The organism is Novosphingopyxis iocasae, assembly GCF_014334095.1.
GTDB lineage: Bacteria > Pseudomonadota > Alphaproteobacteria > Sphingomonadales > Sphingomonadaceae > Novosphingopyxis > Novosphingopyxis iocasae.
On sequence record NZ_CP060495.1, the window covers coordinates 655,483 to 668,137 of the forward strand.

Annotated in this window: 13 protein-coding genes; 6 read left to right on the forward strand and 7 right to left on the reverse strand. The window is 61.4% G+C overall.

Annotated features, from left to right (window positions below):
- Positions 1 to 8: 8 nt before the first annotated feature.
- The 3 genes from H7X45_RS03110 to H7X45_RS03120 are packed head-to-tail and all read right to left on the reverse strand — an operon-like array spanning position 9 to position 3,384.
- Positions 9 to 710, reverse strand: a complete 702-nt coding sequence (locus H7X45_RS03110; protein WP_246449614.1) for a TadE/TadG family type IV pilus assembly protein — start codon at positions 708 to 710, stop codon at positions 9 to 11.
- A complete protein-coding gene (locus tag H7X45_RS03115) occupies positions 707 to 1,300 on the reverse strand; it encodes a TadE/TadG family type IV pilus assembly protein (RefSeq protein WP_187336101.1) in 594 nt (197 codons plus the stop codon). Before H7X45_RS03115 ends, H7X45_RS03110 begins: the two co-directional genes overlap by 4 nt.
- Entirely contained in the window at positions 1,297 to 3,384 is a 2,088-nt protein-coding gene (locus H7X45_RS03120) for a TadE/TadG family type IV pilus assembly protein (RefSeq protein WP_187336102.1), read from the reverse strand. Before H7X45_RS03120 ends, H7X45_RS03115 begins: the two co-directional genes overlap by 4 nt.
- 78 nt (positions 3,385 to 3,462) lie before the next feature.
- On the opposite strand from H7X45_RS03120, the gene H7X45_RS03125 reads away from it, so the two are divergent.
- Positions 3,463 to 4,038, forward strand: a complete 576-nt coding sequence (locus H7X45_RS03125) for a squalene/phytoene synthase family protein (protein WP_187336103.1) — start codon at positions 3,463 to 3,465, stop codon at positions 4,036 to 4,038.
- Positions 4,039 to 4,071: 33 nt separating this feature from the next.
- A complete protein-coding gene (locus H7X45_RS03130; RefSeq protein ID WP_187336104.1) occupies positions 4,072 to 4,539 on the forward strand; it encodes an EF-hand domain-containing protein in 468 nt (155 codons plus the stop codon).
- A gap of 1 nt (position 4,540) precedes the next feature.
- On the opposite strand, the gene trmFO is transcribed toward H7X45_RS03130, so the two are convergent.
- Complete coding sequence (gene trmFO, locus H7X45_RS03135) at positions 4,541 to 5,881, reverse strand: methylenetetrahydrofolate--tRNA-(uracil(54)-C(5))-methyltransferase (FADH(2)-oxidizing) TrmFO (RefSeq protein WP_187336105.1); 1,341 nt, start codon at positions 5,879 to 5,881, stop codon at positions 4,541 to 4,543.
- Between the two features lie 64 nt (positions 5,882 to 5,945).
- Here trmFO and H7X45_RS03140 point away from each other — a divergent pair, with 64 nt between their 5' ends.
- The 4 genes from H7X45_RS03140 to H7X45_RS03155 are packed head-to-tail and all read left to right on the forward strand — an operon-like array spanning position 5,946 to position 8,072.
- On the forward strand, positions 5,946 to 6,779 hold the full coding sequence (locus H7X45_RS03140; RefSeq protein WP_187336106.1) for an NAD(P)H-hydrate dehydratase: 834 nt from the start codon (positions 5,946 to 5,948) through the stop codon (positions 6,777 to 6,779).
- Positions 6,776 to 7,456, forward strand: coding sequence for a lysoplasmalogenase family protein (locus tag H7X45_RS03145; RefSeq protein ID WP_187336107.1), 681 nt, complete (start codon positions 6,776 to 6,778; stop codon positions 7,454 to 7,456). The genes H7X45_RS03140 and H7X45_RS03145 overlap by 4 nt, the downstream gene beginning before the upstream one ends.
- A 20-nt stretch (positions 7,457 to 7,476) precedes the next feature.
- Positions 7,477 to 7,695: an AbrB/MazE/SpoVT family DNA-binding domain-containing protein gene (locus H7X45_RS03150; RefSeq protein ID WP_246449616.1), complete on the forward strand. Its 219-nt coding sequence runs from the start codon at positions 7,477 to 7,479 to the stop codon at positions 7,693 to 7,695.
- Positions 7,692 to 8,072, forward strand: coding sequence for a type II toxin-antitoxin system death-on-curing family toxin (locus H7X45_RS03155; RefSeq protein ID WP_187336109.1), 381 nt, complete (start codon positions 7,692 to 7,694; stop codon positions 8,070 to 8,072). Before H7X45_RS03150 ends, H7X45_RS03155 begins: the two co-directional genes overlap by 4 nt.
- A gap of 7 nt (positions 8,073 to 8,079) precedes the next feature.
- Here the strand turns inward: H7X45_RS03155 and gyrA are convergent, their stop codons facing one another.
- From gyrA to yaaA, 3 genes are all read right to left on the reverse strand, one after another.
- Positions 8,080 to 10,872 carry a DNA gyrase subunit A gene (gyrA, locus tag H7X45_RS03160; RefSeq protein ID WP_187336110.1) on the reverse strand — a complete coding sequence of 931 codons (2,793 nt, stop codon included), beginning with the start codon at positions 10,870 to 10,872 and terminating at the stop codon, positions 8,080 to 8,082.
- 137 nt (positions 10,873 to 11,009) lie between these two features.
- On the reverse strand, positions 11,010 to 11,702 hold the full coding sequence (locus H7X45_RS03165) for an SDR family NAD(P)-dependent oxidoreductase (protein ID WP_187336111.1): 693 nt from the start codon (positions 11,700 to 11,702) through the stop codon (positions 11,010 to 11,012).
- Between the two features lie 119 nt (positions 11,703 to 11,821).
- Complete coding sequence (yaaA, locus tag H7X45_RS03170; RefSeq protein ID WP_187336112.1) at positions 11,822 to 12,586, reverse strand: peroxide stress protein YaaA; 765 nt, start codon at positions 12,584 to 12,586, stop codon at positions 11,822 to 11,824.
- Positions 12,587 to 12,655: the final 69 nt, after the last annotated feature.

Consider the following 12,655-nt stretch of genomic DNA (forward strand, 5'->3'; position numbering starts at 1 on the left):
CAAGCGGCTCAGCCAGCGGTGTATTTCGTACAATATAGTTCTTTAAGTGGAGCGTCGTCGATCAGTCCGACGGTGAGATTGCGGTTGTCACGAATATTGTGAGCCGCTTGCTGATTCAGAATCTTGTCCTTTACAAACAAGTCACCGAAGAGGCCTTTGTACTTATAGTTTAGCTCCACGAACATCACAGCAGTGCCGCTAAGTGCGGTCACCTCCTGGCCAGCCCGACCCATGCCGGGAAAGCTCGTGCCGATTAATCCGGTCCCCTCATCCCCATAGTCAGACTTGACTTTCATTGTTCCAAGACAGCGTTGCCAGTGAATCCACTGGCCGCCCGTCGGATTGCGCTCAAGGCTTGTGAGGATCACGCGGCCATTGCTGAGCAGATCGAATGTCTGTCCCTGCAGCTTCAAGCCATTGAAGACGGTGATGATATCGCTTTCCTTGATCGCCACCGAAGTCACGTTGTTCTGGGTTTGCCCCAGACGAGACGCATTGTCCGCCAGAGTGAGCGCAGCCTGGCTCATCTGCATATTCACCACAGCGAGATAGGCTAATTCCGTGCCGTACATTCCCAGTCCGACAAAGATCGGCAGGCTCAGCGCGAACTCGGTCAGTGCCAGACCGCTCTGGTTTCGCTGCAAGCGGCGGATGAGCCCGCTTATTCCGATGGATGGGCGATGGCGTATCAATCTGCGCGGCGTCATCATGAGCATGTCCTCGTGACGGACGCCGCCTTGGTCTGCGAATCATAAGGCTGATTTCGAAAGACGGTGGTGGACGATATGGTAACGCGCTTCGATCCGCCGACTAATTTCCAGAGTGGAAATAGCTGATCGTACGTGACGTTGACATTGTACTGCACAACATCACGCGCACCGCCAACGCCGCTTTTGCCGACATCCTTGTCCCACAAAGAGTTGCCGTTTTCGTCTTCGTAGCTTTCATTATTATCGCAAACGCTATTGCCGTTGGAGTCCGCGAAGGCTTCGGCCCGCGCCACATCATTATAACTGAAATAGCTTTTCCGATTGAACGTGATGTCCGCCTCTGGCGCAAGACTCTGGACCTGTTTTCGGACGGTATTGTCGATAGAGGCAATTGAGCTTGGGCCGCCTTCCAACGCGCTCGCCCGCGCAGCCGCCTGTACCGCGCCGGACAGCGTGGCGCGCAAATAGACCTGATATCCGATATCGAAGGTGCCGATGAGCATCAGCAGAAAGGTGGGCAGGATGACGGCGAACTCGATCACCGTCACGCCCCGCTCGTCGCGCCTGATGAGGTTCAGCAAGCGCTTCACTTGATGATCCTGAGATCGCCGATCGATTGGGCAATCTTCAAGAAGTTATCATTGAGCTGTTGAGAATTCAGCGACACGAAGGAGCTGTTTGCGCTCGCGCAATTGCGCAAATCATCAGTCAAGGCAGTTGAAAAGGCGATGACCCAGACGCGAACACCTTTGGATTTGATCGATTCGCAAATGGCCTTGAACCGCTGGGTATGCCGCAATGTCTGATCGCTGAAGCCGTCGGACGTTATGCGTTTGTCATGAATTTCCACGCCATAGGCATTATACTGATTGGCGCCCGGCTGCATGATCCCATCGGTCATGAAGATGAGGTGGCGTCCGACGTAAAGACCGTTTGCGGGCGAAGCGTTCACGGTTGCGCTGAACGGACCCGTCGATGAACTGAAACGTCCGCCCCACAGCATGCCTATGTCGTGATAGGTACCGCCGCTCGCAACCAGCCCATCGGCATAGGAAGCAAATTCGGTTTCCGTCATCGGCTTCAGGAGTTGAGCGGGCTTCGGGCAGCTGGCGAAAGCCTTGAGCCCTTCTGAACTCGTATCCGCTGAATTGTAGTAGATATTTCCATAGGATGTGTAGGTGCGAAAATAGGTCAGTTCCGGGACATAGGGGCGCCAGCCATCTTCCGAACTGCTGGGCACACCATCGATGTCGAGATCCTTCATGCCGCTCGGGCTGATCGCGCCGTTCTTATATTCCACGTCACCACTGTTGATCGTGTCGCGCTCTTCGATGCAGCCAGCCCAAACAAGGCTTTGATCGGCGCCATTATCTCCAGTTTGCGTGACGAAAGTCTGGCCGTTGAGATAATTCTTCAGGTTCTGGTTTTCGACGCCATCGAATTTGCGCTTCTTGTAGATCCAGCCGGTGAATACCTGTTTGGTCGGATAAACCGGGTCTTCGTAAGTCACGGTGCCGTAATGTCGCACGCGGTAACCCGTTGCGCGCTTGATCGAGCAGGTCCCGTAAAAAAAGCCGGAATAGGAATATGTATATACATATTCTTGCTTTTGCGACTGATTGGTGAGCGCGTTGGTCTTGCGCCTGCCGTCAGACAGGTATTCTACCGTATTCGTTGACGTTGTCCCTCCATCGTTTGTCCACGAACCGGAATTCGGCACGTTGGATGAGCAGGTCGAAGAACTGAGCGACGTGAAAGTCGAGACCGTCGTGTACGGACCGGTCGAATAGGTATCGTAGTAATCGACATTCTGCGTCTGGGGGTTGGTGTATCCCACCGGCGGCTTGCTGGTGTCAGTTTCGTTTCTCCACTGCGCCTCGCGACTTTGGTAGCTGTGCGTGTAGTCCATCCAGTCTGGGTTGGTCGCGTAGACGATTTTGCCGACATTGACGGTCTGCGCATAAGGAACGAAAGAGTAGCGCGCACGCGCGGTCGTACCGCTCGAAGCGGTCTTCATGGTGGCGTAAAATTGCTTCATCGCCGCGCGAAGCGCCGCAATTTTGGTAGTCGTTCCGCCCAACCCGTCGGAGATGGGATCGTCCATCGAGCCGGTAGTGTCGAGCACCATCGTGACATCCACATTGGTGACATCGAGGGCCGAGGTGCATGTCACACTCAGATCAGTGTGGGCCATTCCGAAGATAAACATGACGAGATTGGGCACGCGAACGCTTGCCACCCCGTCCACCGTGGTGCCGTTGTTCGCGGAACTTGACGTGAAGCTGAGCTGTGTGCCCTCTTGATAGCCTGCGGGGAAGTTGGCGTTGAAGAAGCGCGCCGCCTGCGCTTTCGCAGCATCCCCGTACGTACTGTTGCCTACAGCTTTGCGCCCTGCGAGCACACCAGCGTCGCAAGCCTGTTGTAACCTTGTTTTGACCATGTAGTCGCGGCTCATGTCGACGGCTCCGCCGACCATCGCGAGGAGTGGGACCAGTCCGGCAGCGACCATCGCGAGGGTGTTGCCACCCTCATCGCGTAACAGCCGCGTGAATGCGGTGCTTACCAGCCTCGCCCGTTTGTTTCGCATCGCGAATACAGTCCTCGATTGCCTGAACCCGAAAGAGTTCAGTGAGCGCCATAGGGCGGCAATGGTGCAGAAGCGTTCAACGCGCATGGTTAACAGGGCTTAAGGATCGCGCTTAACTAGGCATTTTCACGGAGCTTTGATTGCTTTAGGCACGGCCCTGTACTCATGACCCCACCCGTTGATACCAAACCCTGGGAAGCGCTCGCGCTGACCGCTGCCCTGCCGCAGGATAGGGAACTGCTCGATCTCTTGCTCGAGCTGGACCGAAGGCTCGCGCGCATCGTCGATACCAGCAGTGAGGCCATGCTCGGCCAAATTCGGCTCGCCTGGTGGCGCGACGTGCTACAATCTGATGCCCCGCCCAAGGGCGAGCCTTTGATTGCCCGAATCCAGCAAGCGGAGGCGCGGGTTGCCTGGGCGATCAAGCCGGCGATGCAACGCATGGTCGATGGCTGGGAAGCGCGTTTGCTTACGCCCGAAGAGCCGGAAGCTTTCGCGCGTGAGCGAGGTGAGGGGCTGTTTACCGGTTTTGCCGGGCAAGATGCGCCCGATGGCTTGAAGGCGGCAGGCCGGGTCTGGTCACTTGCCGAGGTGGGTCAGACGAGCGCCGATTTCGATATAGCCGAGACGCGCTCCTGGCCCCGCCGGCTTCGCCCGCTGTCGCTCCTTCTGCTCGCCGCACGATCGGAAGGTCGGTTCGCAGGGCTGCGGCTCAGCTGGCACGGGTTGACGGGACGTTAAAGCCCGCCATGATCGTTTCCGGGGGGAACCATCATGAGCCGTTTCATTGCGGGCATTCTGGGAACATTGCTGCTGCTCGGCGCAGGTCTGCTTTGGTGGCAGGGCCGCGCTCAGGACGAAAAGCCGGTAACCGGCCCGCCCCCGCCGCTCGAAGCCGCGTCGACCGGCCTGCCCGATGCCGGTAACATCGGCGACGCGCGCGGTCCTGCGCCTCCCGTTCCCCCGGAAGCGCCCAAGCTGTCACGGGAAGAGGTGCGTTTCAACCGCTACGACCGGGACCGGGATGAGCTCATCAGCCGAAACGAGTTGATGGGAAGTCGTACCGCCGCCTTCCGCAAGCTCGATACCGACGGCAACAACCTGCTGACGTTCGAGGAATGGGCGGTTGCCACTGGTGAACGATTCAGAGGTGCGGACGCAGACCGCAATGGCCTCCTGACGCGTCAGGAGTTCGCCACCACGGCGCCCAAGCGCAAAGCTAAAGCGAGGTGTCGCTGTTAGGTCAGGCCGCCACGACGGGACGCATCCATTCGGCCATGTCGCGCTTGGCCCGCTCGGTATAGAACAGCTTGCGCTCCTTCTTCTTCACCTTGCCTTCGGGCATGGGGAAGAGGCCGAAATTGACGTTCATCGGCTGATAGTCCTTGCGCTCGGCATCGCCGGTTATGTGGCCGAGCAGCGCACCCAGCGCCGTGGTCGGCGGGGGCGGCGTGAAGCTGTGGCCGCGGATCTCGGCGGCCGTCATCAGCCCGCAGGCGAGGCCGACCGCGCTGCTTTCGACATAGCCTTCGCAGCCCGTGATCTGCCCCGCAAACCGGATATGCGGCGCGGCCTTCAGGCGCAGCTGATGATCGAGCACCGAGGGGGAGTGGATGAAGGTATTGCGGTGCAGGCCGCCGAGCCGCGCAAATTCTGCCTTCTCAAGCCCCGGAATGGTGCGGAACAGCTCCACCTGCGCGCCATATTTCAGCTTGGTCTGGAAGCCGACCATGTTCCAGATCGTGCCGAGGCGGTTGTCCTGGCGCAGCTGCACCACGGCATGGGCCCAGCGCCCGGTACGCGGATCGGTGAGGCCCACGGGTTTCATCGGCCCGAAGCGCAGCGTTTCCGGCCCGCGCTCCGCCATCACCTCGATCGGCATACAGCCCTCGAAATAGGGCGTGTCCTTTTCCCAGTCGCGAAATTCGGCCTTCTCGCCGTCGATCAGGCCTTGGACGAAGGCGTCATATTGAGCCTTGTCGAGTGGGCAATTGATATAGTCCTTGCCGTCCCCGTCCGGACCGACCTTGTCCCAACGGCTTTGGTACCAAGCGACGTCGAAATCGATGCTCTCATGATAGACGATCGGCGCAATGGCGTCGAAAAAGGCCAGGCTGTCCTGCCCGCTGCGCGCAAGGATGTCTTCGGCCAGGCCCGTGGCGGTCAACGGGCCAGTGGCCACGATGGTGAGGCCTTCGCTCGGCAGACGGTCGATCCGCTCGCGAACGACTTCAATATTCGCGTGAGATTCGAGCGCCTTGGAGACATGATCGGAGAAAATGTCGCGGTCCACGGCCAGCGCCGATCCGGCAGGGACTTTCGCCTCTTCGGCCGCGCGCATGATCAACGAGCCGAGGCCCCGCATCTCATGGTGGAGCAGGCCGACTGCGTTGGCGGTATCGTCGTCCGAGCGGAAGCTGTTCGAGCAGACCAGTTCGGCAAGGCCTTCGGTCTGATGCGCGGGCGTCATGTCGCCGCCTCCGCGCATTTCGGACAAGCGCACCTTGACGCCGGCCTCCGCCAATTGCCACGCCGCTTCCGATCCGGCGAGCCCGCCGCCGATGATGTGCACCTGATGTTCCATGGCCTGCCCTCTAGCAAATAGGTGGGCGATGGGACAATGACCGCTGGCAGGAGGAGACGTGCAAATGTTCGAAGCCCGGTTCGCCGAAGATGGAACGGTGTTGCCGCCGCGGACGACGCCGCCCGCGAATGACGGCCACAAATATGATCGTGGCCATGCCTTCATCCTGTCGGGGCCGCGCCATGCCACCGGGGCCGTGCGCCTTGCCGCCATGGCATGCCTGCGCGCGGGCGCCGGACTGGTGACAGTGGTGGGCGAGGCGGCGGCGCTCGACGAACATGCTGCCCACCTGACGGCGATCATGCTGCGCGAAGACGATGGGGAGAACGCGTTCATCGACGACCGTACCGGCGCGCTCGCCCTGGGGCCAGGTCTCGGTGTCGGCGCACAGACGCGGGAGAAGGTGCTAGACTGGCTGGGGCGGGGCTTTCCGATGGTGCTCGATGCCGATGCCTTGACGTCATTTGCGGAGGAACCAGACAGCCTGTTCGCGGCCCTGCGCGAGGAAGTGGTCCTGACGCCCCATGCCGGCGAGTTTGGGCGTCTCTTTCCTGATATCGATCTGGGCGATCGCGCTGCCGCGGTACGCGGCGCGGCTGCGCGCAGCGGCGCAACCGTGCTGCTGAAGGGCGCCGAGACCCATATCGCGACGCCGAGCGGCCGCCATGGCGTCAACCGGCATGCGACGCCCTGGCTCGCCACGGCAGGGGCGGGAGATGTGCTGACGGGGACGATAGCCGGGCTACTCTGCCAGCATGATGACGCGTTCGAGGCGGCGGCTATGGCGACATGGCTGCACGGCGATGCCGGGCAGCGGGGAGGCGCCGGACTGATCGCGGACGACTTGCCGTTCCTGCTCGCGCGAAGCCTGCAGGCGCTTTGCGAGGCCGAAGCGTGAAAGATCACGATCTCGCCCACGCGCGGCCATGGCTGCTCGCCAGCCTGTTCTTCGGCATCAGCTATGTCTTCGTGGAGCAGACCGCGATGCTGGGCGGTCTGTCCATCCTCTGGAAAGGAGCGGGCGTCGCACTCCTCCTTCCTTATGCATTACGCTGGCGCGCAGTGCGCATGCGCGCGCTGATTGGCCTGATGCTGGGCTTCTATGCCGGTGGAGATGTGGTGCTGGAGTTCGATCTGGTGAACGGCGCATTCCTGTTCGTCTGCGGGCATATCGCCGCGATCATCTATTTCTGGCTCAACCGCCGCACCGCGCCGACGCCGAGCCAGCGATTACTGGCCATCGTCATCCCGTTTGCGGCGCTCACCATCGGCTGGTTCCTCGCGCCGACGCTCGGCGATGAAGCGGGGCTCCTCGTCTATGTTGGTTTCGTCTCGCTGATGGCGGGCACCGCCTGGTACAGCCGCTTTCCGCGCTACCGCACCGGCATCGGCGCGTTGCTTTTCCTGGCATCCGACCTGTTTCTGCTCGCCCGCGAAGGCGGCCTATTGGCGGATGCCATCGCCGCGTGGTTGGTATGGCCGCTTTACTATGTCGGTGTGTTCATGATGACGACAGGCATCGTCCAGCGCTCGCGCGCAACCGCGATTGACGGGGAGCGAGAGGCGGCGTTATAACGGCTGTTATGACAAAGCCGTTGAAACTCATCAGGGTCGGAAACAGTACCGGAGTCATCATCCCGAAAGATGTGCTGACTCGGTTGCGGGTCGAGCAGGGCGACGAACTTTATCTGACGGAACAACCCGACGGAAAGTTTGCGCTGTCGGGCTATGACGCCAGTTTCGCGGAAGCGATGGAGAAGGCCGAGGCGATTATGCGGGAGGATCGCGACATCCTCCGCGTGCTTGCAAAATGACGGAATGGCGCTGGGTCGATCGCGCCGTTCTCGAAGCGGTTCACGATCGCCAGTTGGCGGAACATGGTGGCGGCGAGGGATTGCGCGACGAGGGCGGTTCGGAGTCTGCCATCGCTCGCGCGGTGAACCGCGCCCTTTACGAAAATCCCACCGCTGCGGAATTAGCCGCGGCTTATGCGTTCGGTATCGCCCGTAACCATCCTTTTGTGGACGGCAACAAACGGACAGCCTGGGTCGCGGCCCGACTGTTTCTGGCGCTGAATGGCATCAGCCTGAATTTCGATAAGGCGGATGCCACCCTCATGGTGCAGCGGCTCGCCGCCGGCGAACTGGGCGAGGACGAGGTCACCGCCTGGTTCGCCGGGCATATCGACTAGCGCCGCCTCATTCGGCGTCCGGATCTTCCTCTTCCACATTTTCGCTCAGCGTCTCGCGGCTGGTGCCGTCGTCGAGCTGCACAGCCTTGGGATCGCCCTCGGCCAATTCCTCGGCGATCGCGGCTTCCGCTTCGTTTTCCGGGTTTTCGTCTTCGTCGATCCGCGCGGCGCCGACGACATGTTCGCCCTTGGCGACGTCGAACAGGCGCACACCGGCCGAGTTGCGGCCGATGACGCGCATATTGTTGAGGCCGAGGCGGATCATCTTGGCCTGATCGGTCACGAGCATCAGCTGCTGCCCGGTGATGACCGGGAAGCTGGCGACGACCGGGCCATTACGGCCGATATTGTCGATGTTGATCAGGCCCTTTCCACCGCGCCCGATCTGGCGATAATCATAGGCGCTGGAGATCTTGCCGTAGCCATTGGCGCACACGGTCATGATGAACTCTTCGGTCTCGTGAAGATGATCCATCCGGTCCGCGGCAAGCGTGCTTTCCGCCTCATTTTCCTTCCAAGGCGCGGCGCGCAGATAGGCGTCGCGCTCTTCGGAGGTGGTGTCGTCGGTGCGCAGCGTGGCCATCGAGACCACTTCGTCGTCATCGGCGAGGTTCATGCCGCGCACGCCGGTGGCAGTGCGGCTTTGAAATTCGCGCACATCGGTCGCCGCGAAGCGGATCGCTTTGCCCTGGCGGCTGGCGAGGAACACGTCATGCTCTTCGGTCAGCAGGCGCACGCCGATCAGACGGTCGTCGCTCTCATCGTCGAAGCGCATCGCGATCTTGCCGTTGGACGGCACATTCGTGAACGCATCCATGCTGTTGCGGCGGACCATGCCGCGCGCGGTGGCGAACACGATGTGGAGATTGCCCCATTCGCCCTCATCCTCGGGCAGCGGCAGTACGTTGGTAATCACTTCGCCTTCACTCAGCGGCAACAAATTCACCATCGGGCGGCCGCGCGTCTGCGGGCCACCTTCCGGCAATTTCCAAACCTTTAAGCGGTATACCTGTCCCTTGTTCGAGAAGAACAGAACGGGCGTATGCGTCGAAGTGACGAATAGCTCCGTCACCGCATCTTCGTTCTTGGTCGCCATGCCGGCGCGGCCCTTGCCGCCGCGCTTTTGCGAGCGGAAGGAGGCGAGGGCGGTGCGCTTGATGTAGCCGCCATGGGTGACGGTTACGACCATCTCCTCGCGCTCCATCAGATCCTCGTCCTCGAGGCCTTCCCAGCTCGGTGCGATTTCGCTGAGCCGCGGAGTGGCGAATTCGTCGCGGATCGCCTCCAGCTCCTCGCGCATGACTTCGTAGAGCTTCCGCCGGTCGGCCAGGATTGCGAGATACTCTTCGATCTTGTCCGCAAGCTGCTGCAATTCATCGCCAATTTCATCGCGCCCCAGCGCGGTGAGCCGATGGAGGCGCAGGTCGAGGATGGCCTTTACCTGCCGCTCGGACAGACGATAGGTGTCACCCTCAACCTCATGCTCGACCGCTTCGACCAGTGCGATATAGCTGGCAATCTCGGCCACCGGCCATTCGCGGGCGAGTAGCGCAGCGCGTGCGGCGGCGGGACTTGCCGAACCGCGAATGATGCGGACGACCTCATCCAAGTTCGTTACCGCGATCACAAGGCCGAGCAACAGATGCGCGCGTTCGCGTGCCTTGTTAAGCTCATATTTGGTGCGCCGCGTAATGACTTCTTCGCGGAACTTCACGAACGCTTCGATGATATCGCGAAGGTTCAGAACCTCCGGCCGGCCGCCGCGAATGGCGAGCATATTGGCCGGGAAGCTCGACTGTGCGGGCGTGTGACGCCACAGCTGGTTGAGCACCACTTCCGGCGTCGCATCACGTTTCAGATCGATGACGATCCGAACGCCCTGACGGCTCGATTCGTCGCGGATATCCGAAACATTCTCGATCCGCCGATCCTTCGCCGCTTCGGCAATCTTCTCGACCAGACCGTTCTTGCCGACCTGAAAGGGAATCGAGGTGAGCACGATCGAACGCCGGTCGCTCCGGTTTTCCTCCAGCTCGTGCCGGGCGCGCATCATGATCGATCCGCGGCCTTCCATATAGGCCGCGCGTGCGCCGCCCTTGCCCAGGATGATCGGCGCGGTCGGGAAATCGGGGCCGGGAACAATCTCGATCAGCTCCTCGATCTCGATGCCGGGATTGTCGATATAGGCGAGTGCGGCGGCAATGACTTCGCCCAGATTGTGCGGCGGAATATTCGTCGCCATGCCGACCGCGATGCCGCCGGCGCCGTTTACCAGCAGGTTCGGGAAGCGCGCGGGCAGAACCTGCGGCTCTTCCCGGCTGCCGTCATAGTTCGGCGTGAAATCGACCGTATCCTTGTCGAGATCGGCCAGGATCGAGTTCGCCACCTTGGCGAGCCGCGCTTCGGTATAGCGCATGGAGGCCGGCGGATCAGGGTCCATCGATCCGAAATTGCCCTGGCCGTCGACCAGCGGCACGCGCATCGACCAGTCTTGGGTCATGCGGGCCAGCGCATCGTAGATCGCGCTGTCGCCATGCGGGTGATAGTTGCCCATCACGTCGCCGACGATCTTGGCGCTCTTGCGATAGGGCCGCCCGGCGACGAAGCCGCCTTCCTGGCTGGCGTACAGAATGCGCCGGTGCACCGGCTTCAGGCCGTCGCGCACGTCGGGCAGCGCGCGGCTGACGATCACCGACATCGCATAATCGAGATAGCTGGTGCGCATCTCGTCGACGATCGAGATGGGAGAAATATCGCGGGGGGGTTGGCCGGGATCGATCACGGCGCCGTCGTCGCTCACAAGCGAGTATCCTGATTGTTTCGGTTGGGCAAAAGCCTAGGGGATCGCGCGCATGATTGCCAGCCGGGCAGGGGGTTTTTCCGGCTTATCGACAGCTTTTGTTCATGGCTCGGCCAGGGCGGCCCACCCTTATGACGTCATGGCGCAATCTCTTCGCCGTCCCAGGCGAAGACACGGCCGCTGTCACCGGGCTTCAGATCGTCCAGCACATCGAGCAGCTGCACCGCCGCGCGATCGGCGGAGAAAAGCTTGCCCTTCGGCACATTGCCCTGAAACGGTTCGGACAACGCCGTGTCGACTGTACCCGGATGCAGGCCGACCACTATTGAGCGCTCATTCTTGCGCCGCCATTCGATCGCGAGGGTACGGATCACCTGATTGAGCGCGGCCTTGGAAGCGCGGTAGCCGTACCAGCCGCCCAGCCGATTGTCCGAAATGCTGCCGACGCGGGCGGACAGTGCGGCGAAGCGGGTGATGCCACTGTCCTTCATGATCGGCAGGAAATGCTTGGCCACCAGCGCGGGGCCGATGGCGTTGACGGCGAAAGTACGGGCAAGCCAGTCGCCGTCGAGATCGCGCAGCGCCTTTTCCGGACCCCGCTCGCCCTCGTGGAGCAGCCCGGTGGCGAGAATGATCAGTTCCGGTTTCATTGGAGCGCATCGCTCGGCGGCGGCGGCCACGCTCGCTTCGTCGGTAATATCGATATGCGCATCGCCTTCGAAGGAGCGGGCGAGGGCGGTGACCTGGTACTCGTCTTCGTCGCGAAGGGTCTCGACCAGGGCTGCCCCGATCCCGCCGGACGCGCCGATGATGATGGCGGACTTGGTCATCGCGGAGATCCCTGTCGGAAAGCGTCCTTCGACAGGCTCAGGACTGCGGGGTTTGGGCAACTAGCTGTTCTAAAGACCGAAGCCCTGAGCCGGTCGAAAGGCACTTCTCCTAACCGCATTTATTCTGCCGCCCGGACGAAGCGCCAGCTATGCTCCTCGCTGCCGTCGTCCACGTACCGGTAGCCGTCGCTGTCGAAGCCCTTCAGCTCTTCCGGCTTTTCCAGCCGATGCTCGCAGATATAACGCGCCATCATGCCGCGTGCCTGCTTGGCGGCGAAGCTGTTGAAGCGCAGGCCTTTCGGCCCGTCCTCTCGAAAATCGATCGCGATCACGCGGGCCGCCCGTACCGTGCGCGACCCTTCGACCGCGGCATAATATTCGTTGCTGGCGAGATTGATGATCGTGCCCGATCCTTCGGCGTCAAGATCGTCGGCGAGCAGATCGGCGATGGTCTTGCCCCAGAAATCGGTGAGCTTGTCGTATCGCGGTGCCCAGCGCGTCCCCATTTCCAGCCGATATGGCCGGATCGCGTCGAGCGGGCGCAGGAGGCCGTAGAGACCGGACAGGATTCGCACATGGTCTTGAGCGAAGGCAATCGCCTCCGGCTCCAGGCTTTTCGCCTCGAACCCGTTATAGACGTCTCCCGCAAAGGCGTAGATCGCGGCGCGTTCGGGCTGATCGTCGAAATGGCGATAGCGCTGATAATTGAGGTCGGCGAGCTTGTCCGAAATCTTCATGATCTCGCCGATCCTGTCCTTGGTCAGGTTGGAGGCGGCGGAGACCAGTCGCCCGGTCTTGGATTCGAGCCGCGGCGCGGCTACGTCATGCGGCGGAAGCTCGCTGTCATAATCGAGCGTCTTGGCGGGAGAGAGGAGTGCTAGCATAAGCGGTGTCCTAACGCTTGGACCGGCGCACGCCAAGGCGGAGTCGCTTTTCGCCGCTATCGATCCCGT

Coding starts and splice junctions, on each gene's coding strand:
- H7X45_RS03155 (WP_187336109.1), top strand. CDS start 7,692: ATGACGGAATGGCGCTGGGTCGATCGCGCCGTTCTCGAAGCGGTTCAC.
- trmFO (WP_187336105.1), bottom strand. CDS start 5,881: ATGGAACATCAGGTGCACATCATCGGCGGCGGGCTCGCCGGATCGGAA.
- H7X45_RS03140 (WP_187336106.1), top strand. CDS start 5,946: ATGTTCGAAGCCCGGTTCGCCGAAGATGGAACGGTGTTGCCGCCGCGG.
- H7X45_RS03120 (WP_187336102.1), bottom strand. CDS start 3,384: ATGCGCGTTGAACGCTTCTGCACCATTGCCGCCCTATGGCGCTCACTG.
- yaaA (WP_187336112.1), bottom strand. CDS start 12,586: ATGCTAGCACTCCTCTCTCCCGCCAAGACGCTCGATTATGACAGCGAG.
- H7X45_RS03130 (WP_187336104.1), top strand. CDS start 4,072: ATGAGCCGTTTCATTGCGGGCATTCTGGGAACATTGCTGCTGCTCGGC.
- H7X45_RS03125 (WP_187336103.1), top strand. CDS start 3,463: ATGACCCCACCCGTTGATACCAAACCCTGGGAAGCGCTCGCGCTGACC.
- H7X45_RS03110 (WP_246449614.1), bottom strand. CDS start 710: ATGATGACGCCGCGCAGATTGATACGCCATCGCCCATCCATCGGAATA.
- H7X45_RS03165 (WP_187336111.1), bottom strand. CDS start 11,702: ATGACCAAGTCCGCCATCATCATCGGCGCGTCCGGCGGGATCGGGGCA.